The sequence below is a fragment of the Citrobacter sp. Igbk 16 genome (assembly GCF_028069755.1).
In the GTDB taxonomy this organism is placed as follows: domain Bacteria; phylum Pseudomonadota; class Gammaproteobacteria; order Enterobacterales; family Enterobacteriaceae; genus Citrobacter.
The window spans coordinates 1-22,102 of the sequence record NZ_JANEWJ010000001.1 but is presented as its reverse complement, the minus strand read 5'-3'; the positions used below and the strand labels follow the sequence as shown (position 1 = coordinate 22,102).

At 52.0% G+C, this 22,102-nt stretch carries 14 protein-coding genes; 2 read left to right on the top strand and 12 right to left on the bottom strand.

The window, feature by feature from the left end; genetic code table 11:
- Position 1: 1 nt before the first annotated feature.
- From yfaE to ubiG, 4 genes are all read right to left on the bottom strand, one after another.
- Positions 2 to 256 carry a ferredoxin-like diferric-tyrosyl radical cofactor maintenance protein YfaE gene (gene yfaE, locus NNO03_RS00070; RefSeq protein ID WP_135321220.1) on the bottom strand — a complete coding sequence of 85 codons (255 nt, stop codon included), beginning with the start codon at positions 254 to 256 and terminating at the stop codon, positions 2 to 4.
- Positions 256 to 1,386 (bottom strand): class Ia ribonucleoside-diphosphate reductase subunit beta, encoded by a 1,131-nt coding sequence (nrdB, locus tag NNO03_RS00065; RefSeq protein WP_003834668.1) that lies wholly within the window; start codon positions 1,384 to 1,386, stop codon positions 256 to 258. The genes yfaE and nrdB overlap by 1 nt, the downstream gene beginning before the upstream one ends.
- Positions 1,387 to 1,497: 111 nt before the next feature.
- The gene (nrdA, locus tag NNO03_RS00060; RefSeq protein WP_271448514.1) at positions 1,498 to 3,783 is read right to left on the bottom strand and encodes a class 1a ribonucleoside-diphosphate reductase subunit alpha; all 2,286 of its coding nucleotides are present in this window, start codon (positions 3,781 to 3,783) and stop codon (positions 1,498 to 1,500) included.
- 522 nt (positions 3,784 to 4,305) lie between these two features.
- Positions 4,306 to 5,034 (bottom strand): bifunctional 2-polyprenyl-6-hydroxyphenol methylase/3-demethylubiquinol 3-O-methyltransferase UbiG, encoded by a 729-nt coding sequence (gene ubiG, locus NNO03_RS00055; protein ID WP_271448513.1) that lies wholly within the window; start codon positions 5,032 to 5,034, stop codon positions 4,306 to 4,308.
- 158 nt (positions 5,035 to 5,192) lie between these two features.
- Between ubiG and gyrA the strand changes: the two genes are divergently transcribed.
- Entirely contained in the window at positions 5,193 to 7,829 is a 2,637-nt protein-coding gene (gyrA, locus tag NNO03_RS00050; RefSeq protein WP_271440115.1) for a DNA topoisomerase (ATP-hydrolyzing) subunit A, read from the top strand.
- 43 nt (positions 7,830 to 7,872) lie between these two features.
- On the opposite strand, the gene NNO03_RS00045 is transcribed toward gyrA, so the two are convergent.
- The 6 genes from NNO03_RS00045 to atoS all read right to left on the bottom strand — a co-directional run bounded on the left by NNO03_RS00045 (position 7,873) and on the right by atoS (position 15,135).
- Positions 7,873 to 9,057 (bottom strand): acetyl-CoA C-acetyltransferase, encoded by a 1,185-nt coding sequence (locus NNO03_RS00045; RefSeq protein WP_271448512.1) that lies wholly within the window; start codon positions 9,055 to 9,057, stop codon positions 7,873 to 7,875.
- Positions 9,058 to 9,087: 30 nt separating this feature from the next.
- On the bottom strand, positions 9,088 to 10,410 hold the full coding sequence (locus NNO03_RS00040) for a TIGR00366 family protein (RefSeq protein ID WP_271448511.1): 1,323 nt from the start codon (positions 10,408 to 10,410) through the stop codon (positions 9,088 to 9,090).
- Complete coding sequence (locus NNO03_RS00035; RefSeq protein WP_048211108.1) at positions 10,407 to 11,057, bottom strand: 3-oxoacid CoA-transferase subunit B; 651 nt, start codon at positions 11,055 to 11,057, stop codon at positions 10,407 to 10,409. The genes NNO03_RS00040 and NNO03_RS00035 overlap by 4 nt, the downstream gene beginning before the upstream one ends.
- A 2-nt stretch (positions 11,058 to 11,059) precedes the next feature.
- Positions 11,060 to 11,719 (bottom strand): acetate CoA-transferase subunit alpha, encoded by a 660-nt coding sequence (gene atoD / locus NNO03_RS00030; protein ID WP_271440112.1) that lies wholly within the window; start codon positions 11,717 to 11,719, stop codon positions 11,060 to 11,062.
- 195 nt (positions 11,720 to 11,914) lie between these two features.
- The gene (gene atoC, locus NNO03_RS00025; RefSeq protein WP_271448510.1) at positions 11,915 to 13,300 is read right to left on the bottom strand and encodes an acetoacetate metabolism transcriptional regulator AtoC; all 1,386 of its coding nucleotides are present in this window, start codon (positions 13,298 to 13,300) and stop codon (positions 11,915 to 11,917) included.
- Complete coding sequence (gene atoS, locus NNO03_RS00020; protein WP_271448509.1) at positions 13,297 to 15,135, bottom strand: two-component system sensor histidine kinase AtoS; 1,839 nt, start codon at positions 15,133 to 15,135, stop codon at positions 13,297 to 13,299. The genes atoC and atoS overlap by 4 nt, the downstream gene beginning before the upstream one ends.
- 168 nt (positions 15,136 to 15,303) lie before the next feature.
- Here atoS and rcsC point away from each other — a divergent pair, with 168 nt between their 5' ends.
- Positions 15,304 to 18,150, top strand: a complete 2,847-nt coding sequence (gene rcsC / locus NNO03_RS00015) for a two-component system sensor histidine kinase RcsC (RefSeq protein WP_271448508.1) — start codon at positions 15,304 to 15,306, stop codon at positions 18,148 to 18,150.
- A gap of 112 nt (positions 18,151 to 18,262) precedes the next feature.
- On the opposite strand, the gene rcsB is transcribed toward rcsC, so the two are convergent.
- Both rcsB and rcsD read right to left on the bottom strand, forming a co-directional pair.
- Positions 18,263 to 18,913 carry a response regulator transcription factor RcsB gene (gene rcsB / locus NNO03_RS00010; RefSeq protein ID WP_003027592.1) on the bottom strand — a complete coding sequence of 217 codons (651 nt, stop codon included), beginning with the start codon at positions 18,911 to 18,913 and terminating at the stop codon, positions 18,263 to 18,265.
- Between the two features lie 16 nt (positions 18,914 to 18,929).
- Complete coding sequence (gene rcsD / locus NNO03_RS00005) at positions 18,930 to 21,599, bottom strand: phosphotransferase RcsD (protein ID WP_271448507.1); 2,670 nt, start codon at positions 21,597 to 21,599, stop codon at positions 18,930 to 18,932.
- Positions 21,600 to 22,102: the final 503 nt, after the last annotated feature.

The window sequence follows — 22,102 nt, the reverse complement described above, 5'->3', positions numbered from 1 at the left end:
GCTACATTTCAATCTCAATATCCCCTTTTGCCCGGCAACAGCAGGGCAATATCTCACCCGGCTGAATAAACGCCAGAGGTTCTGCGATCCAGTCAACCTGTCCCGCCACCAGGCGGGTACGACAGGAACCGCAGTAACCTTCGCGGCACTGATACTCGACTTCAACGTTGTGCGATTCGAGCGCGGCGAGCAGGGAAGGATGTTCATCCTGGCACAGCAGTTGTGTGCCAGAGATGCGCAGAGTAACGCGGCCCATCAGAGCTGGAAATTACTCAGGTCGTCGGTATCAACTTCGGCGTCGATTTGGCCGACCAGGTAAGAGCTGACTTCCACTTCCTGCGGTGCAACCTGGACGTTATCGGATACCAGCCAAGTATTGATCCACGGGATCGGGTTAGAGCGTGTCTGGAATGGCAGATCAAGACCAACAGCCTGCATACGGATATTGGTGATGTACTCAACGTACTGGCACAGGATATCTTTGTTCAGACCGATCATCGAACCGTCACGGAACAGATAATCTGCCCACTCTTTTTCCTGCAGCGCGGCCTGTACAAACAGGTCATAGCACTCTTGTTTACACTCTTCGGCAATTTCGGCCATCTCTGGATCGTCGACACCGCTACGCAGCAGGTTCAGCATATGCTGGGTGCCGGTCAGATGCAGGGCTTCATCACGGGCAATCAGACGAATGATTTTTGCATTGCCTTCCATCAGTTCGCGTTCCGCAAAAGCGAAAGAGCAGGCAAAGCTGACGTAGAAGCGAATAGCTTCCAGCGCGTTAACGCTCATCAGGCACAGATACAGTTTTTTCTTCAGTTCACGCAGATTGACGACAACCGTTTTACCATTAACCGTATGCGTGCCTTCGCCCAGCAGATGCCAGTAGCTGGTCATCTCGATTAACTCATCGTAGTAGCTGGAAATACCTTCCGCGCGTTTCTGGATCTGTTCGTTGGTGACGATATCGTCGAACACCACCGCGGGATCGTTAACGATATTACGGATGATATGGGTATAAGAGCGGGAGTGGATAGTCTCGGAAAATGCCCACGTTTCCACCCAGGTTTCCAACTCAGGGATAGAAATCAGCGGCAGCAGAGCCACGTTCGGGCTACGCCCCTGAATAGAGTCCAGCAGCGTCTGATACTTCAGGTTGCTGATAAAAATATGTTTTTCATGTTCCGGCAGTGCCTGGAAGTCAATGCGGTCACGTGAAACGTCGACTTCTTCCGGACGCCAGAAGAAAGAGAGCTGTTTTTCGATCAGTTTTTCGAAGATGTCATATTTTTGCTGGTCGTAGCGGGCGACGTTCACCGGCTGGCCGAAAAACATCGGTTCCAGAAGCTGGTCATTTTTCGTCTGTGAAAAAGTGGTGTATGCCATTGATGTGAATCCTTTGTGGGATGTGCGCCGGAGGCGGTGCAAGCACCTTTTCCGGCCTACAAACCGTGCAATCGTAGGCCGGGTAAGCGTAGCGCCACCCGGCATCATTCATCAGATCTTACATGCGCCGCTTTCGCAGCCATCATCCTGAATGGATGGCACCAGATCGTCCTGAGAATCTTCCGCACCGTCGCGGGTGTTCTGATAATACAGCGTTTTGACACCAAATTTGTAGGCGGTGAGCAGGTCTTTCAGTAACTGCTGCATCGGCACTTTTCCTGATGGGAAGCGTGACGGATCGTAGTTGGTGTTGGCAGAAATCGACTGATCGATAAATTTCTGCATGATCCCTACCAGTTGCAGATACCCGTCATTGTTCGGCATTTCCCACAGCAGTTCGTACGCGTCGTGCAGGTGTTCGTAGTCCGGCACAACCTGACGCAGAATGCCATCTTTGGATGCTTTAATGCTCACGTAGCCGCGCGGCGGTTCAATGCCGTTAGTGGCGTTGGAGATCTGCGAAGAGGTCTCCGACGGCATCAGCGCAGAAAGCGTGGAGTTACGCAGACCGTGGGTCTTAATGGACTCACGCAGTTGCTCCCAATCCAGGTGCAACGGCTCGTTGGCAATGGCATCCAGATCTTTCTTATAGGTATCGATCGGCAAAATACCCTGTGCATAGGTGGTTTCGTTGAACCACGGGCATGCGCCTTGCTCTTTTGCCAGTTCGTTAGAGGCTTTCAGCAGGTAATACTGAATGGCTTCAAAGGTTTTGTGGGTCAGGTTATTTGCGCTGCCGTCAGAGTAACGCTTACCGTTTTTCGCCAGCCAGTAGGCGTAGTTGATCACGCCAATACCCAGCGTACGACGGCCCATGGCACCACGTTTAGCGGCCGGAATTGGATAATCCTGGTAATCCAGCAGCGCATCGAGAGCACGCACAGCCAGTACGGCCAGTTCTTCCAGCTCATCCAGGCTGTCGATAGCACCAAGGTTGAATGCGGATAACGTACACAGTGCGATTTCACCGTTTTCGTCGTTCACATCGGTCAACGGTTTGGTCGGCAGTGCGATTTCCAGACACAGGTTGGACTGGCGTACCGGTGCGACAGCCGGATCAAACGGGCTGTGGGTGTTGCAGTGGTCAACGTTCTGAATGTAGATACGACCAGTAGAAGCACGTTCCTGCATCATCAGCGAGAACAGCTCAACTGCTTTCACGCGCTGTTTGCGGATGCTGTCGTCGTTTTCATATTTTGTGTACAGGCGTTCAAACTCGTCCTGATCGGCGAAGAATGCGTCGTACAGACCCGGAACATCGGACGGGCTGAACAGGGTGATGTCACCGCCTTTCAGCAGGCGCGTATACATCAGCTTGTTGATTTGCACACCGTAGTCCATATGACGGACGCGGTTGCCTTCAACGCCACGGTTGTTTTTCAGCACCAGCAGGCTTTCGACTTCCAGATGCCACATTGGGTAGAACAGGGTGGCGGCACCGCCACGAACACCGCCCTGCGAGCAGGATTTCACCGCTGTCTGGAAGTGTTTGTAGAACGGGATACAGCCGGTGTGGAACGCTTCACCGCCGCGAATCGGGCTACCCAGCGCACGAATGCGACCCGCGTTGATACCAATGCCAGCACGTTGAGAAACGTATTTTACAATCGCGCTGGACGTGGCGTTAATCGAATCCAGGCTGTCGCCACACTCGATCAGTACACAGGAACTGAACTGACGGGTAGGGGTGCGCACGCCGGACATAATTGGTGTCGGCAGCGAAATTTTGAACGTTGAAACGGCATCGTAGAAACGTTTTACATATTGCAGACGCGTTTCACGCGGATAGTTAGAGAACAGGCAGGCCGCGACCAGAATGTAGAGGAACTGCGCGCTTTCATAAATCTCACCGGTCACACGGTTTTGCACCAGATATTTGCCCTCTAACTGCTTTACCGCAGCATAAGAGAAGGTCATATCACGGTCGTGCTCGATGAACGAGTCCATCTGCTTGAACTCTTCTTCCGTGTAGTCTTCCAGCAGATGATTGTCGTATTTGCCCATTTCAACCATTTTCACAACATGGTCGTAAAGTGCAGGCGGTTCAAACTCACCGTAGGCTTTTTTACGCAGGTGGAAAATTGCCAGGCGAGCAGCCAGGTACTGATAATCCGGCGCGTCGCGGGAGATCAGGTCCGCAGCAGCTTTGATGATTGTTTCATGGATATCGGAAGTCTTGATACCGTCATAAAACTGAATGTGGGAGCGCAACTCGACCTGTGAAATCGATACGTTATTCAGTCCTTCTGCCGCCCAATCCAGAACTCGATGGATTTTGTCGAGATTGATGCGCTCTGTACTACCATCACGCTTTGTCACCAGCAGACTCTGATTCATGTGGTTTTTTACCTGTCCGTGAAAGAAAAAATATCCCCCATATTATCCACAGTGCCACGTTGTGACTAAGTCTGTGGATAAATACTATATGTAGGGGTTGTTTGATAAAATAGACGCTATATGGTGAGTATTCTAGTAGGGATTCTTTTCAGTACAAGAGTTGATTTTGAGGTTAAATTGAGGTTGCAAAAGGGTAAGAATCGCTAAGTGCGCGTCTTATAAGGCCTGGCGGGGATGTCAATAATTGAGAAAAAAAATAGAAAATTTGATCGAGTGCTGATTTCTTCATCTAAGGCAAAGAAAGTTCTTATGATCTGGCACAAAAATTGCCCTAAGGCACCTACTCAGGATGAGTAGGTGATGCGTAATCACGTAGGCCTGATAAGCGAAGCGACATCAGGCATTGACGCTCGGTGTCGTGCCGGATGGCGGCGCTGGCGCGCCTTATCCGGCCTACGATGGTGCGGATATGTAGGCCTGATAAGCGCAGCGCCATCGGGCGTTAGCGTGAGAAGCCTTAACTTATTCCGCTTTTGCCGTGGTATGCACCATATAGTTCACATCCACGCCGGGGCCCAGTTTGAAGGTGTTGGTGATGGGGTTGTAATGCAGACCGGTCATGTGACGTTCCTTCAACACCGTCTGGTCAACCCACTGTAACAATTCAGCCGGCTTAATAAATTTTTTCACATCGTGTGTACCTTTAGGCACCATGCGCAGAATATATTCCGCGCCGACCACGGCCATCAACCAGGACTTACCGTTACGGTTGAGCGTGGAGAAAAACACTTCGCCGCCGGGTTTGACCAGTTTGGCGCAGGCTCTGACCACAGACTGCGGGTCCGGTACGTGTTCCAGCATTTCCATACAGGTGACGACGTCATACTGGTGCGCATATTTCTCGGCGTGTTCTTCGACTGTCTCTTGCACATACTCAACATGTATGCCGCTTTCCAGCGCATGCAGTTTTGCCACCTGTAAGGGTTCAAACCCCATATCCAGGCCGGTGACCGTTGCGCCTTCACGCGCCATGCTCTCTGCCAGAATCCCGCCGCCGCAGCCGACGTCGAGTACCTTTTTACCAAACAGACCACCTGACCGCTCGGCAATATAGCCCAGACGCAGCGGGTTTATGCGGTGCAGAGGCTTAAATTCACCCTCAAGATCCCACCAGCGCGACGCGACTGCTTCAAACTTGGCAATTTCTTCATGGTCAACGTTGTGAGTTACCGGCGGTTTTTCGGCATTCATTGGGGCTTCTACTCCTAAATTTGCAATGCAAACGAGTATATCAGCCTGACGGGATGAATAAAGCCTCCGTCTGGGGGAATCCATTTACCTGAATCTGCACGGGTGTGTTATAATTTGCGACCTTTGAATCCGGGATACAGTAGAGGGATAGCGGTTAGATGAGCGACCTTGCGAGAGAAATTACACCGGTCAACATTGAGGAAGAGCTGAAGAGCTCCTATCTGGATTATGCGATGTCGGTCATTGTTGGCCGTGCGCTGCCGGACGTCCGAGATGGCCTGAAGCCGGTACACCGTCGCGTACTTTACGCCATGAACGTATTGGGCAACGACTGGAATAAAGCCTATAAAAAATCTGCCCGTGTCGTTGGTGACGTAATCGGTAAATACCACCCTCATGGTGATACCGCCGTTTACGACACCATTGTTCGTATGGCGCAGCCATTCTCCTTGCGTTACATGCTGGTGGATGGTCAGGGTAACTTTGGTTCTGTCGATGGCGACTCCGCAGCTGCGATGCGTTATACGGAAATCCGTATGTCGAAAATCGCCCACGAGCTGATGGCTGACCTGGAAAAAGAAACGGTTGATTTCGTCGATAACTACGACGGTACCGAACGCATTCCAGACGTCATGCCAACCAAAATTCCTAACCTGCTGGTGAACGGTTCGTCCGGTATCGCGGTAGGTATGGCAACCAACATTCCGCCGCACAACCTGACGGAAGTGATCAACGGCTGTCTGGCATATATTGACGATGAAGACATCAGCATTGAAGGGCTGATGGAACATATTCCGGGTCCGGACTTCCCGACCGCAGCGATCATCAATGGTCGTCGTGGTATCGAAGAAGCTTACCGTACCGGTCGCGGCAAGGTATACATTCGCGCACGTGCAGAAGTCGAAGCTGACGCGAAAACTGGCCGTGAGACCATCATCGTGCATGAAATTCCGTATCAGGTGAACAAAGCACGCCTGATCGAGAAAATCGCCGAGCTGGTAAAAGACAAACGCGTTGAAGGTATCAGCGCACTGCGTGACGAGTCTGACAAAGACGGTATGCGCATCGTGATTGAAGTGAAACGCGACGCGGTTGGGGAAGTGGTGCTGAATAACCTCTACTCCCAGACCCAACTGCAGGTTTCTTTCGGTATCAACATGGTTGCGCTGCACCATGGTCAGCCGAAGATCATGAACCTGAAAGATATTATCGCTGCGTTTGTTCGTCACCGTCGTGAAGTGGTTACCCGCCGTACTATTTTTGAACTGCGTAAAGCCCGTGACCGTGCGCACATCCTCGAAGCGCTGGCGATTGCTCTCGCCAACATCGATCCGATCATCGAACTGATCCGTCGTGCACCGACCCCAGCTGAAGCGAAAGCGGCACTGGTTGCGCGTTCCTGGGAACTGGGTAACGTCTCTGCCATGCTGGAACGTGCGGGTGATGACGCTGCGCGTCCTGAATGGCTGGAACCTGAGTTTGGCGTGCGTGATGGTCAGTACTTCCTGACTGAACAGCAGGCCCAGGCGATTCTGGATCTGCGCTTGCAGAAACTGACCGGCCTTGAGCATGAAAAACTGCTCGACGAATACAAAGAGCTGCTGGAGCAGATTGCTGAACTGCTGCACATTCTGGGCAGTGCCGATCGTCTGATGGAAGTTATCCGTGAGGAGATGGAGCTGATTCGTGAGCAGTTCGGCGACGCACGTCGTACTGAAATCACCGCGAACAGCGCTGACATCAACATCGAAGATCTGATTAGCCAGGAAGATGTTGTCGTAACCTTGTCTCACCAGGGCTATGTGAAATATCAACCGTTAACCGATTACGAAGCGCAGCGTCGTGGCGGGAAAGGTAAATCAGCAGCACGTATTAAAGAAGAAGACTTTATCGACCGCCTGCTGGTGGCTAACACTCACGACACGATCCTCTGCTTCTCAAGCCGTGGTCGTTTGTACTGGATGAAAGTTTATCAGCTACCGGAAGCGAGCCGTGGTGCGCGTGGACGTCCAATCGTCAACCTGCTGCCGCTTGAGGCCAACGAACGTATCACTGCTATCCTGCCAGTACGCGAGTACGAAGAGGGTGTGAACGTCTTTATGGCGACCGCCAGCGGTACGGTGAAGAAAACCGCGCTGACCGAGTTCAGTCGTCCGCGTTCTGCCGGTATCATTGCGGTTAACCTCAATGATGGTGATGAGCTGATTGGCGTCGATCTGACCTCAGGTTCTGATGAAGTCATGCTGTTCTCTGCTGCCGGTAAAGTGGTGCGCTTCAAAGAAGATGCCGTTCGTGCGATGGGTCGTACCGCGACCGGCGTACGCGGTATCAAGCTGGCAGGCGAAGACAAAGTCGTTTCTCTGATTGTTCCGCGCGGTGAAGGTGCCATCCTGACCGTAACGCAAAACGGCTACGGTAAGCGTACCGCGGCGGAAGAGTACCCGACGAAGTCTCGTGCGACGCAGGGCGTTATTTCCATCAAGGTTACCGAGCGCAACGGCTCTGTTGTCGGCGCGGTACAGGTTGAAGATACTGACCAGATCATGATGATCACCGATGCCGGTACGCTGGTGCGTACTCGCGTGTCGGAAATCAGCGTGGTTGGGCGTAACACCCAGGGCGTGATCCTCATCCGCACGGCGGAAGATGAAAACGTCGTCGGTCTGCAACGTGTTGCTGAACCGGTTGATGATGAAGAACTTGACTCCATCGACGGTAGTGCTGCGGAAGGGGACGATGATATCGCTCCTGAAGCTGAGAGCGACGACGATGCGGCAGATGACGCAGAAGAGTAATTAAGTTGTGATGAAAAGGGCCGGAGAAATCCGGCCCTTTTTTTTAGTTCATCCGCTCCACGATCATCGCTATACCCTGGCCGCCGCCGATACACAGCGTTGCCAGACCGAGCGTTTTATCCCGTGCCTGTAACGCGTGCAGCAATGTGACCAGAATTCGCGCGCCGCTGGCACCGATAGGGTGGCCCAGCGCAATCGCACCACCGTTAACGTTGACCTTTTGTGCATCAAACCCCAGTGTTTTACCCACGGCAAGAAACTGCGCGGCAAATGCTTCATTGGCTTCGATAAGATCGATATCCGACAGCTGCAGTCCGCTCAGTTGTAACGCTTTTTGCGTGGCCGGAACGGGTCCCATGCCCATCATCGCCGGGGCGACGCCGCCGCTGGCCCAGGCTTTGATTCTCGCCAGCGGCTTTAGCCCAGCAGCCAGCGCTGCCGACTCTTCCATTACCACCAGCGCGGCAGCACCGTCGTTAATCCCTGAGGCGTTGCCAGCGGTAACAGTGCCGGCTTTGTCGAAGGCCGGACGCAATGCGGCAAGACCTTCCGCCGTGGAGTCAGCCTTGGGAAACTCATCGCGTTCAAAAATGAGGGTTTTCTTACGTGATTGTACGCTGACGGGGACAATTTCGGCCTGAAAAGCGCCGGACTCTATTGCGGCAATGGCTTTCTGCTGTGATAACAGTGCTAGTTCATCCTGCATTTCGCGGCTGATGCCGTACTCTTTAGCGACGTTCTCGGCGGTAATCCCCATATGGTAGCCATGTTCAGCACAGATCAGCCCATCACGCAGAATGACGTCTGACAATTGCCCGTCACCGAGGCGATATCCCCAGCGGGCTTTAGCATCTAACAGGTAGGGGGCCTGACTCATGTTTTCCATTCCACCAGCGACCAGTGCCTGGGCCTGTCCGGCGGCGATCGCCTGAGCCGCAAGCGCCACACTTTTGAGACCGGAGCCACACACTTTGTTGACGGTGAATCCGCAAACGGTGTCGGAAAGACCGCTTTTTAACAATGCCTGACGCGTCGGATTCTGTCCCAGACCGGCCTGCAGCACGTTACCCATAATCACTTCTTCAACCTGCTGTGGATCAAGATGAGCGCGCTCAATTGCCGCTTTTATCACGGTTGATCCCAGCTCGATAGCGCTGGTGGTCGCCAGTGCGCCATTAAAGCTACCGATTGCGGTACGTGCCGCGCTGACAATGACACAGTTTTTCATTTTTCTGTTCCTTTATGTAAGTAATGGCTGTCAGAACAAGGTCAATCCAATGACAAAAATGACGCCTGAGAAGAGCAGGGCGGTGATGCAGTACCCCATGATGTCGCGCACACCCAATCCGGCGATGGCCAATGCAGGTAGCGCCCAGAACGGCTGCGCCATATTCATCCACTGCTCGCCATAGGCGATAGCCATTACTGACTTACCGAGATCGGCACCAAGGGCCTGAGCGGCTGGCATGACGAACGGTCCCTGAATAACCCAATGGCCACCGCCAGACGGCACGGCAAAGTTAATCAGTGCTGAACTGAAGAAGGTCATCAGTGGGAAGGTGTCTTTGTTGGCGACGTTGATGAAGAACTCGGTAATCAATCCACCGAGGCCAGAGTGCTCCATCATCAACTGAATACCGGCGTAGAAGGGGAACTGCACCAGGATGCCGGCGGTGCTACGCGCGGCTGCGCTAACGGCACGCATATAGGCCATAGGCGTTTTATGCAGCAGCAGACCGGCAATCATAAACATCAGGTTGACGGTGTTGATGGTGATGTTGAAGCCTTTCTCAGTGAAATAGAGGGCCAGATAAGCAATCCCTAATGCCCCGATTACCAGGGCCAGAATGCGGCTCTCTTCCAGTTTTTCCGATGGCGGGGCGTCGGGTGGCAGTTTTTTCTGGAAATCAGCTTCTTCCAGTAACAGCTTCGGATCGATGCTTACCACATCAGACGGTTTTGGCGTCATCATGCGTGTGATGAACGGCATCACGACGATCAGCGCCACGGTGATGAAGATGTTGAAACCGGTAAACAGCGTGTCTGCGACCGGAATTAACCCTGCGACGTGTTCAACCGGGTTGCCTGGTGTTGCCGCCAGCAATGGCATTGAACCGGAGAAGCCACCCCCCCAGGTGAGAAAACCGATGTAGGCACAAGCAATCAGCAGGGGATAGTCGGAGCCGGGTACCCGGCGTGCGACTTCACGGGCAAACATCGCCCCCACTACCAGACCAAAACCCCAGTTGATGACACAGGCGACTGAACCGAAAAACGTTACCAGCATGACACCCTGAGCGGGGGTTTTGGCGGCAGAGGCCGCCGTACGCAGCAGACTTTTCACCGGTCCTGAACTGGCTAACGCGTGGCCTGTGACGATGATCAGCGCCATCTGCATGCCGAAAGCCAGCAGATTCCAGAAACCATCACCCCAGAATTTCACCATGCTGACGGGTGTTTGTGGCGTTAGCCACAGCGCGATGCCGAAGGTCAACAGCGTTAGCAGCATGGCGAAAATCAGCGGGTCAGGCAGCCAGCGGCTGACCACGCGCGTCATAAAACGAGCAATGCGGCCGATCATGCATCACCTCTCAGGATAATCAGCTCGGCGGCGACATCAAACTGCGCTTCGGTTTTTTCACGCAGCGTGGCGATATCGCATCCTTCCGCGATTTCCGTAAGCCACATTTTTCCGTCAATGAAACGGAAAACGGCGAGTTCGGTCACCAGCATATGCACCGCATGTTGTGCCGTCAGCGGCATGGTGCAATGTCGGAGGATCTTCGCTGAGCCGTCTTTTGCACAATGCTCCATCGCGATAATCACTTTGCGCGCGCCGGTCACCAGATCCATCGCCCCTCCCATGCCGGGAACCATTTTTCCGGGAACCACCCAGTTGGCGAGGTTGGCTTGTTCATCGACCTGTAACCCACCGAGCACGCAGGCATCGACATGGCCGCCGCGAATTAACGCAAACGACATGGCGCTATCAAACATGGCCGCGCCTGGTAAAATCCCGCACGGTTGCCCACCGGCGTTTACCAGGTCTGGATGCGCGGTCGTGACCGGGCCCAGACCGAGAAAACCATTTTCTGACTGCAATGTGATATGAATGTCAGCGGGCAGGTAGTTCGCAACCATTGTCGGCAGACCAATCCCCAGGTTGACGACATCCCCATCGTGAAGCTCAAGCGCCACACGGCGCGCAATACGTTGTTTAGCATCCATGATTAGCTCTCCTGTGGAATGACGATATGGTCGATAACGGCACCGGGGGTAACGATATGGTCTGGCTGGAGTTCACCGATCTCGACCATTTCATCCGGTTCAACCAGTGTGATGTCGGCGGCGAGGGCAATCAGTGGGTTAAAATTACGGGCGCTAAGTTGATAGGTCAGGTTGCCAAGCGTGTCAGCGCGGTGTGCGCGGATTAGCGCCAGATCGGCACGTAATGGACGTTCGAGCAACCAGACTCTGCCATCGAGCGTCATGGTCTGCTTACCATCTTCCACTACGGTGCCGACACCGGTTGGCGTGAGAAAACCGCCAAGGCCTGCGCCACCGCAGCGAATTTGCTCAATCAGAGTGCCTTGCGGCACCAGTTGTACGTCCATTTCACCGGCAATCATGCGGCGACCGGTTTCAGGGTTGGTGCCAATGTGCGAGGCAATCACTTTGCTCACGCGACCATTGACGATTAAGGGGCCGATACCGGTATCGACAAATGCGGTATCGTTGGCAATTAACGTCAAATCCCTGACGCCAGATTCAAGTAAGGCTTCGACAAGGCGAGGTGGCGTGCCAACCCCCATAAAACCGCCGACCATGATGGTCATGCCGTCACGAAAGAAGCTCGCTGCGTCTTGTAAAGTAATCAGTTTTGTTTTCATTATGTTTCCCTTTTGCATACTCCATTTTGGGTACGCTCAGGGAATTGCAAGCCGGGTGCCAGAATGACAAATAGCGAAATTATTTTTTAATTATTTGAATTTTATGATTTATTTTTATTAGCTGGCGAGGGGGATGTGGAGTTGCTATGCAGATTTTTGCGCAGTGTGCAAAATTCTGCATAGCAAATTTAGGTATCAGGAGCCTGACGGATCAATACCATACTCTTGCAATTTGTACATCAGAGCGCGCCGACTGATCCCCAGCATTAGCGCGGTGCGGGTGCGGTTGCCATCCTGATTGTCGAGCACCTCAAGGATGATGCGTTTTTCCTCACGCTTAATTTCTTCCTTCAGATTGCGTCCTCCGGTCTGAACTGCTTTTACCTCTGTTACGGTACTGACAGGCGATCGGAACTGCGCAGGCAGGTCTTCGGCAAAAATCACCGCACCGGTATTCATGACCACCGCGCGTTCGATGACGTTAGACAGTTCACGAATGTTCCCTGGCCATGGCCAGGCGGTAAGCATGGACATCGCCGTGGGATCGATCTCAATGATATCCCGCTGATTTTCTGAGCTAAATTTTTGTAAAAAGTGATTCGCTAACAGGGCGATGTCTTCGCGGCGTTCGCGTAACGGGGGAAGGGTCAGATGAATCACGTTAAGCCGATAAAACAGGTCTTCGCGGAACGTTCCTTCCTTCACCATTGTTTGCAGGCAGCGGTTGGTGGCGGCAACAATACGGATATCGACGCGGATAGTTTGGTGTCCGCCGATGCGCTCGAATTCTCTTTCCTGCAAAATACGCAGCAGTTTGGCCTGCAGAACCAGCGGCATTTCACCAATCTCGTCGAGCAGAAGCGTTCCCTGATGCGCGCGTTCGAACAGCCCCTGGCGTAGGGTTTGTGCACCGGTAAATGCCCCCTTTTCGTGGCCAAACAGTTCGCTTTCCAGTAAGGATTCCGGTAAGGCCGCACAGTTGATTTTGATAAAGGGGCCGTTGGCGCGTTTACTGTTGTAGTGGATGGCGCGGGCAATCAGCTCTTTTCCTGTGCCACTTTCGCCGCTAATCAGTACGTTCGCCTGTGAGAGGGCGATTTTTGCCGTGTCTTTACAAATATCCATCATCACTGGGCTGGTAGTCAGGATATGCCCCCATTGCCAACTGGTGCTTAGCGCCTGATGCAGATTGCGGATCTCCTGCTTCATTGCCTGAAGCTGTAGTGCGCGCTGAATGACCAGATTGAGCTCATCCAAATCAAAGGGTTTAATCACATAGTCAAACGCGCCGCTACGGAGAGCTTCTACTGCGGTCTCCACTTCGGCGTAGGCCGTCATCAGAATCACGGGGATCCGCGGCTGCTGGGCGCGCATGGCTTTCAGTGCATCAATACCGTCCATCTCTGGCATACGGATGTCCATCAGTACCACGTCAGGATGCGTATCAGCAAACAGAGTCAGCGCGGCTTTTCCATCGCTGGCGCAGTGCGTCTCATGCCCTTGCAGGGAAAACGCAGTGGCAAGCATACGGCGAACATTTTCTTCGTCATCAACGATGAGAATACGGTAGGTCGTTTTCATTCTGACGGATTTCCCTGCGGGTTAAGAGGTAAAATCAGGGTGAAGGTTGCGCCGCAGCCCGGCATACTTGTCACGTGGATATCCCCCTGATGCGCGTTGATTATGCGCTGGCTTAGCGCCAGTCCAAGACCCGTACCTGACGCTTTGGTCGTAAAGAAGGGGTCGAATATTTTCTTCTGAATGGCAATATCGATACCGTTGCCATTATCTTCAATCATCACCGCCTGCTGTGAGGCTGAATATTGCCAGGTGCGGATTCGAATTTCGCCCCGTGCGGCTATCGCCTGCACCGCATTGATTAAAATATTAAGGATCACCTGCTTGAGGAGTTCGCGATCGGCGACGATGGCGGGCAGGCTGGCATCTAATTCTGTGGTAAATGCGATTCGAGCCTGTAGGCCTGAGGTTTGCACGAGGATCAGCGTTTCTTCAATCAACGCATTGAGCCGTACCTGCTGCCACTGGCTTTGTCGCGGGCGAGAGAAATCCAACAGTTGCTGGATGACTTTATTGATTGAGTCAATTTCGTTCAGCACAACGGATAAATATTCCTGATGTTCTGGTAAAGACGTTTGTTGGCGGATGATCTGTACATAGCCACGGATTGCCGTCAGCGGGTTACGTACCTCATGCGCCACTCCAGCCATCAACTCGCCGAGCGTCGCGAGCCTTTCCGTTTGTGCCAGCCGGCGCTGTGTCTCTTTGCGGGCCGTTAAATCAGAGAAGATCACCAGAGCTCCGATTAGCTCGCCATGCGCGTTATGGATCCGGCTGGTGGTGACGCTTATTTCAATGGTGCGGTCGCGACCAGGAAAACTTACCTCCTGGGCGACATGTTCGGTGCCGTGCTCCAGTGTATCCAGTACCGGGCTGGAGAACTGAGTATCGGCAAAGAGGGTTGCATAGGGCTGCCCGACCAGTTCATGAAGCTGATAGCCAGTGATTTGCTCTGCCGCCGGGTTCATGGTGGTGACATCGCCCTGTCTGTCGATGGCAATGACGCCGTCTGCTGCGTTCTCAATAATCAGGTCATTAAGGGTTTTGGTTTCCCGAAGCGTTTGTGCCAGCGCATTGACGCTGCGGCTGATTTGTCCCAGTTCGCCGGGCAGTTCAGGCAGTCGGGCTGGTGTTTTTTGCGCCAGCGTGGAGAGCCCGTCGGTGATAATGTCGATATTCGCACTGAGACGGCGAGAGAAAAGCACAATCAACAGCAGGCTACTGATGAGTCCGGCAGCCAGCACGGCAATGATCCTGACGTCCATTTTCCAGGCTTGCTGGCGGATATCTTCCGTCAGTTCATTCGCCCAGATATAGCCAATAACTTCACCCTGCCGTTCGATGGGGATCATGGAGTTGAGGATGTCGCCACGAACCTGTCGTCCGGAAAAAACCACAGGTGCGTTGCTGCTCATCACTTCACGTCCGGGGTGATCGTCAGTGATGGTGATACCGACATTACTTTGATACAACGCAGAGGGGGCGTAGGTGATGATTGCATCCAGTGCCTTGTTGTAATACCCCGCGCCGATGCCAGGAAATGCCTGGGTTATCCGTTCGGTGATGGGGCCCAACTCAAGATTCAGCGCCCGAATGCGCGCTTCACGCGGTAAATCCGCGTAGTGGCTAAAGCTATCGCCCAGCGCACCGTTAAGCAGAGTGAGCACCGATGACAGTTTTTTCTCTTTTTCAGATAAGACTGCTGACCGACCTTCGGTTTCTACGATATAACCAATAGAAATCGTCGGCACAATGACCATCAGAATGGCCATCATGATCATTTGGTTGCGTAAACGTCGCGGGTATAAACGACGCGTCAGCCATCTCAGCTTGCGCATTCTCACATCCGTGCAGTGTTTTTTAGGCAAACGACGATTATCAGGGGTTAAGACAACGGTGTCAGAGCGGTGTATCATATTCCCGTAAAGAGAGGGCATTGCGACGCCGGACATTTACCGCTACCTTAACCACACTCTATTGATATCCTGAGGCGGAGCTTCGCCCCTTTGAAATACCTTGCTTCCGTTCATTCAACTCTAAAAGTCTCACGCTACCTGTTCAGAGCGCTGGCCTTACTGGTCTGGTGTCTGATTGCTTTTGTTTCGGTGTTCTACATTGTGAATGCGCTGCACCAGCGAGAGTCTGAGATCCGCCAGGAGTTTAATCTCAGCTCCGATCAGGCCCAACGCTACATTCAGCGTACTTCTGACGTGATAAAAGAGCTGAAATACATTGCTGAAAACCGGTTAACGGCAGAAAACGGCGTGATGTCATTGCGGGCACGGGATGATAAAACCGTGGTGCCGAATTTTGAACCGCTGTTTGCTGATTCCGACTGTGCGGTGATGGGTAATGCCTGGCGTGGCTCGCTGGAGTCATTAGCGTGGTTTATGCGCTACTGGCGCGACAATTTCTCAGCGGCTTATGATTTGAACCGCGTGTTCCTGATCGGCAGCGATAACCTCTGTATGGCCAATTTTGGTCTGCGGGATATGCCTGTCGAACGTGACGAGGCGCTGAAAGCGCTGCATGAGCGCATCATTAAGTATCGCAATGCCCCGCAGGAAGAAAACGGCAATAACCTGTTCTGGATAAGCCAGGGGCCACGTCCAGGGGTGGGGTATTTTTATGCGCTGACGCCGGTCTATCTTGCCAATCGTCTGCAGGCGTTGCTGGGTGTGGAACAGCCGATTCGCATGGAGAACTTCTTCACGCCGGGCAGTTTGCCGATGGGGGTGACCATCCTTGATGAAAATGGTCATGCGCTGATTTCACTCACCGGTCCTGAAGGCACTATTAAGTCTGAACCGCGCTGGATGCAGGAGCGCTCGTGGTTTGGCTACACGCCGGGTTTTCGCAATCTGGTGTTAAAGAAAAACCTGCCGCCATCCTCGCTCAGTATTGTGTACTCCGTGCCGGTCGATCTGGTGCTGGAGCGGATACGCATGATGATCCTGAATGCGGTTCTGCTGAATGTGCTGGTAGGTGCGGCGTTGTTTATGCTGACGCGCATGTATGAGCGGCGTATTTTTATTCCAGCGGAAAGCGATGCCCAACGCCTGGAAGAGCATGAGCAGTTTAACCGTAAAATCGTGGCTTCTGCGCCGGTCGGTATTTGTATTCTGCGCACAATTGATGGCATTAACATTCTGAGCAACGAGCTGGCGCATACCTATCTCAACATGCTGACGCATGAAGACAGGCAACGGTTGACGCAAATTATCTGCGGCCAGCAGGTTAATTTCGTCGATGTGTTGACCAGCAATAATACTAATCTGCAAATCAGCTTTGTGCATTCACGTTATCGCAATGAGAACGTAGCGATATGCGTCCTGGTCGATGTGAGTGCTCGCGTGAAAATGGAAGAGTCGTTACAGGAGATGGCGCAGGCGGCGGAACAGGCCAGCCAGTCAAAATCAATGTTCCTTGCAACGGTGAGTCATGAGCTACGCACGCCGCTGTATGGCATTATCGGTAACCTTGACCTGCTGCAAACGAAAGAACTGCCCAGCGGAGTGGATCGCCTGGTGACGGCGATGAATAATTCCTCCAGCCTGTTGTTGAAGATTATCAGCGATATTCTTGATTTCTCGAAAATTGAATCCGAACAGTTGAAGATTGAACCGCGCGAATTTTCACCGCGTGAAGTGATGAGCCATATTACGGCCAACTATCTGCCGCTGGTGGTACGCAAGCAACTGGGATTGTACTGTTTCATCGAACCGGATGTGCCCGTGGCATTAAATGGCGATCCGATGCGCTTACAGCAGGTTATTTCTAACCTGTTGAGTAATGCGATTAAATTTACTGATACCGGCTGTATTGTGCTGCATGTTCAGTGCAGCGGCGACTACCTCAGCATTCGTGTGCGTGATACTGGCGTGGGGATCCCGGCTAAAGAAGTTGTTCGCCTGTTCGATCCCTTCTTCCAGGTGGGGACGGGCGTGCAGCGTAATTTCCAGGGGACCGGGTTGGGTCTGGCTATCTGTGAGAAACTGATCAGCATGATGGACGGGGATATTTCCGTCGATTCTGAACCGGGTATGGGGAGCCAGTTTACGCTGCGGATACCGCTGTATGGTGCCCAGTACCCACAGAATAAAAGTGTGGATGGTCTTGCCAGCACTCGCTGCTGGCTGGCCGTGCGAAACGCGTCACTCTATCACTTTATCGAATCCAGCCTCACGCGTACCGGGATGACGGTGCTGCGTTATGAGGGGCAGCAACCTGATGCAAATGATGTATTGATTGCTGATGATGTGCTGGAGCAGACGTGGAAGGGACGAGCCACGGTGATTTTCTGTCGTCGCCACATTGGTATTCCACTGGAAAGAACGCCTGGAGAGTGGGTGCACAGCGTGGCATCACCGCACGAGTTGCCCGCGCTGCTGGCGCATATCTACAGCGTTGAACTGGGGAGTGAAGCGCTTTCCACCGCGCTGCCAGCTCCGGACAAAGTGGGCGCCACAAACGATGACATGATGATTCTGGTGGTTGACGATCATCCGATTAACCGCCGTTTACTGGCCGATCAGCTCGGATCGTTGGGGTATCAGTGTAAAACCGCCAACGACGGTGTGGACGCGCTCAATGTGTTGAGTAAAAACCATATTGATATTGTGCTGAGCGACGTCAACATGCCGAATATGGATGGCTATCGTTTGACGCAGCGTATTCGCCAACTGGGGCTAACGCTGCCGGTGATTGGTGTGACGGCCAATGCTCTGGCGGAAGAGAAGCAGCGTTGTCTGGAGTCGGGAATGGACAGCTGTTTGTCCAAGCCGGTGACGTTAGACGTGCTGAAGCAGACGTTGACCGTCTATGCGGAACGCGTGAGAAAAACGCGGGGATAAAAGAGGCTGGGTAGTGGTGTTTGCCTTATCCGGCCTACAGAACATACACAACGCTGTATTGTTCGTAGGCCAGATAAACGCGATGCCTTCAGGCAGATGATATGAAAACGAATTACTCTTTGTCTGACGGGCTTAACGTCACGGATGACAGGTAATTCAGCAGGGCGATATCGTTTTCCACGCCGAGCTTCATCATTGCAGACTTTTTCTGGCTACTGATGGTTTTAATACTGCGATTGAGCTTCTTAGCGATTTCAGTCACCAGGAAACCTTCGGCAAACAGGCGCAGAACTTCACTTTCTTTCGGTGACAGGCGTTTGTCGCCATAGCCGCTGGCGCTGATTTTTTCCAGCAGGCGAGAGACACTTTCCGGGGTGAATTTCTTACCTTTTTGCAGCGCCGCCAGCGCCTTAGGCAGGTCAGTTGGCGCACCTTGTTTCAGCACGATCCCTTCAATGTCGAGATCCAGCACCGCGCTTAGGATGGCCGGGTTGTTGTTCATGGTCAAAACGATGATCGACAGACTCGGGAAATGGCGTTTGATATATTTAATTAACGTGATCCCATCACCATATTTATCTCCCGGCATTGAGAGATCGGTAATCAACACATGAGCATCTAATTTAGGCAAATTGTTGATCAGTGCAGTGGAGTCTTCAAATTCGCCGACAACGTTCACCCACTCGATTTGTTCAAGTGATTTACGAATACCGAACAGTACAATCGGATGGTCATCGGCAATAATTACGTTCATAGTGTTCATGTATTGGGCTACCTTGCTACAGCAAGCTCTTGACGTAAACGTCAATGTCGCTGATGTACTTTTCTATACCTGGAGCATCTTTCTCTTGAATAAGATGTTCCAGCGCTTCACATAACTGCTTGCCGGGTACCAGATTAAGCATGGCAAACACGCCTTTCAGGCGATGGGCCGTTTGGGCTAACGCAGCGAAATCGCTGGTTGCTGCCTCAGTATACAACCTCTTAACATCATCCGGTACTGTGTCTACAAAGAGTGCATAGTAACCACTGGCATGAAGTTCGGCGTTTTCATCACCGCCGAGGGGGAGTTCCTGGATCTCTTCTTGCGCCAGTTGTTCTTCTATTAGCTCCAGGACAGCTTCCTGCATAGCATTGCTCATATTAAAGTTGACGCGCAGCTGACCGGGGCCAATTTTTCGCACGCCAGACTCATCATCGCTTAAAAGCAAGCCTGAGGCAGTAAGATTAGACGGATTATCAGTGATAAAGAGATCATATTCTTGACTATTCAGTCGCTCATCGGGGGTGATGCAGGTTGCTCCCCAGTTTTCCAGCTGACGCAATACAATGCTGCGTACGTCATTCGAGGTGACGTCAACCATCACGCAGACGTCATCCAACAACCGTTCTTCATTATCAGCATGTTGGTCATGTAGCGGCATCTTAACATGGACGATATAACGCGTTCCAAGTTCTTCCCGCGCTTTAATATTCAGATGTCCACCCAATTTGCGTGCTAGCTGATCGCACAACCAGAACGTGAGTGGATTCGCTTTGCCATATCGATCGCTCTGCGTGTCATTGATGAACGGGAAGTGCAGATTATCAATTTCATTCAGCGCGACGCCTTCCCCCGTATCCAGAATACGGAAGGTCAGACGCTCTGCCTCCGATTCATCCTGGTCGACATCCAGCGTAATTTTGCCAATCTGCGTCGTGGTCACGGCATATTGGATGAGCAGCAGCAAAATACGACGCAGGGCATCGCGGTCGCCGCGGCGCTCATCATTGGCGCTCAGGTGATTTTTAATCAGCAGTTGTAACCCTTTACGCTTGATGGCTGGCAGTACTTCAGGCACGACGTAGTCAATTAACGCCTGCACGGAAAACAGCGTTGATTCACTTTTCCAGTCATCGCTTTCCAGAAGATTGGCCAACTGAATCTCATCGACCATACGTACCAGCACGTCTGCCTGGTTTGCCAGTTTCTGGCTGTCGGGCGTATTGAGTGCAGCAGCATTTATGGCCAGCGTTTTGGCAGGATCTTTCAGTGCGCTACCAATGTTTTGCATAAAGGCGGCGCGAGCCTGTTGGTTTTTCTCATACAGTCGCTGTGCTTGTTTCAGCTTTTTATTGACCAGTACTTCGCGATCCTGGTCGCGAATGATAAAGATCTGCGTGCGGGCTGAGATCTGGCTGCGGAACAGCCTGATCTCATACAATTCATTATTGATTGTGGCCTGGATGACCCCCTGATGCTGTTCCGCCATACTGGTGATATTTTGCAGATTTAAATGTGGCAGCAGATGGTCGGCAATTTTATTGCTGATAACCGTGCGGTTGGATTCCTGGTCGTGTACCAATAATCCCAGCGGCAGCAGCGAAACAATTTCTTCATTGATTGCGCGAAGCACCCGGAGTTCATTATTTGCGACAAGGTTTGGCGCCACTTCGTTTGAACGGGCAGGAAGGTGGCGGAAAGTGGTATAGCCAAACAGCGCCAGCGCCAGCAGAGCGATATTCAGTAACAACGGCAGCAGAATGCTTTGCAGCGTATCAAGCAGTAATGACCCAAAGGGAACCTGCCAGACCAGTCGCATATCCGTTGAATTTAGCGCTGAGGAGATCTCAATCTTGCTATTGTTAAAGTTGATGCTGACGCTGTCAGGTGACTCTTTTTCACTGAGATGTTCAGCCGTAGACGTGGCATCAGGCTCCAGGTGAAAGCTGTCCAACTGCATGCCCGGGGGGATCAAATCATTAATCGGCAGGTCAAACGCGACCACGGTTGCCAGATGTCCCGGTTGATTAAAGGTTGTGCGTAACGTGAAGTAATGGCCGTTTTGCCAGACCAACCGGCGAAGGGATGAGAAGCTTTCACGTTCATCGAGCGCATTGGCCTGCTGTAACATTTCAGCGCGGCGCGAATCGACAATATTGCCAATTGTCGACTCTTTAAAGCCGGAGGTGAGATCTTTCAGCGGCAGCGTTGAGATAAGAATCAGGCTATTGTCCTGACCATTCAGATAATACATTGACCACGGGACATTCTCCGCGCCCCACAGTGTATCCAGATAGGTTGAGATACGTTGGGTCATTTCCAACGTAGAGCTGTCATGCGAGCCGAAAATCAGTGCTTCAGTCTTTCTACGGGGTTTTTCAAGATAGTAGACATCTTGCTTGAGTCGGGTTTCCTGTAACCCGTCGGCAGTCGATGAGTTGGCTGTCGCTGCAATATTGTCATAGATTTGCCAGGTCACGTATCGCCAGGTATCCACCCTTTTATGAATTGCGTGGGTGATATCGACAATCTGATAGCTCTTATCTTTTAGCCAGGTGTTGACCGCGCTCTGGACCATCACGCCCATCATCACCAACAGCACCACGATCAGTAATAAGAAGAAACGGGTAATACTTCCCGGAAGCAGGGAGAATCGGGTAGAAGCCGTTGTGTCAGACTGACTCATTCGTGTTTATGACCTGTTAAAACGACGCTAAAGATGAAGGGGCAGTATAAAGGGTAATGTATGAATTGCCATACTTACGCAACATCCGGTGAGCTGCATTTTTTATTGTTGTGTATCGTTGCCAGGCAGGCAATGCAAACGTGTACAGCCGGTCACTACCAGTACAAATAGAGGTATGAAACCTACAGATTTAGCATTAAATAACAAGAAATTATTTGCCTGATTTATAAGCGATGGTGAACAGGTGAGATAGTTAATAGTCGTTATAGTTTTTCATCGGTAGCACAGAACAGTGATGTTTGTGTAAAGAAGGGTAAAAAAAAACCGAACGCAGAGCATTCGGTTGAAATAGGGGTAAACAGACATTCATGAATGAATGACGGTAATAAATAAAGTTAATGATGATAGCGAGTCTATTTTAGTTGCGAGTGAAGATTTTTTTTTATCATTCAGTGCTATGGTTGTGTTTTGTACAAGTGGTTGATTTAGATGTATTTTATAAT

What these genes read in the sequence shown, in the direction of transcription:
- NNO03_RS00045 (WP_271448512.1), bottom strand. Translation starts at nt 9,057, where the DNA reads ATGAAAAACTGTGTCATTGTCAGCGCGGCACGTACCGCAATCGGTAGC.
- NNO03_RS00040 (WP_271448511.1), bottom strand. Translation starts at nt 10,410, where the DNA reads ATGATCGGCCGCATTGCTCGTTTTATGACGCGCGTGGTCAGCCGCTGG.
- NNO03_RS00035 (WP_048211108.1), bottom strand. Translation starts at nt 11,057, where the DNA reads ATGGATGCTAAACAACGTATTGCGCGCCGTGTGGCGCTTGAGCTTCAC.
- gyrA (WP_271440115.1), top strand. Translation starts at nt 5,193, where the DNA reads ATGAGCGACCTTGCGAGAGAAATTACACCGGTCAACATTGAGGAAGAG.
- rcsD (WP_271448507.1), bottom strand. Translation starts at nt 21,599, where the DNA reads ATGAGTCAGTCTGACACAACGGCTTCTACCCGATTCTCCCTGCTTCCG.
- atoC (WP_271448510.1), bottom strand. Translation starts at nt 13,300, where the DNA reads ATGAAAACGACCTACCGTATTCTCATCGTTGATGACGAAGAAAATGTT.
- yfaE (WP_135321220.1), bottom strand. Translation starts at nt 256, where the DNA reads ATGGGCCGCGTTACTCTGCGCATCTCTGGCACACAACTGCTGTGCCAG.
- nrdB (WP_003834668.1), bottom strand. Translation starts at nt 1,386, where the DNA reads ATGGCATACACCACTTTTTCACAGACGAAAAATGACCAGCTTCTGGAA.
- ubiG (WP_271448513.1), bottom strand. Translation starts at nt 5,034, where the DNA reads ATGAATGCCGAAAAACCGCCGGTAACTCACAACGTTGACCATGAAGAA.
- rcsB (WP_003027592.1), bottom strand. Translation starts at nt 18,913, where the DNA reads ATGAACACTATGAACGTAATTATTGCCGATGACCATCCGATTGTACTG.
- atoS (WP_271448509.1), bottom strand. Translation starts at nt 15,135, where the DNA reads ATGCGCAAGCTGAGATGGCTGACGCGTCGTTTATACCCGCGACGTTTA.
- nrdA (WP_271448514.1), bottom strand. Translation starts at nt 3,783, where the DNA reads ATGAATCAGAGTCTGCTGGTGACAAAGCGTGATGGTAGTACAGAGCGC.
- atoD (WP_271440112.1), bottom strand. Translation starts at nt 11,719, where the DNA reads ATGAAAACAAAACTGATTACTTTACAAGACGCAGCGAGCTTCTTTCGT.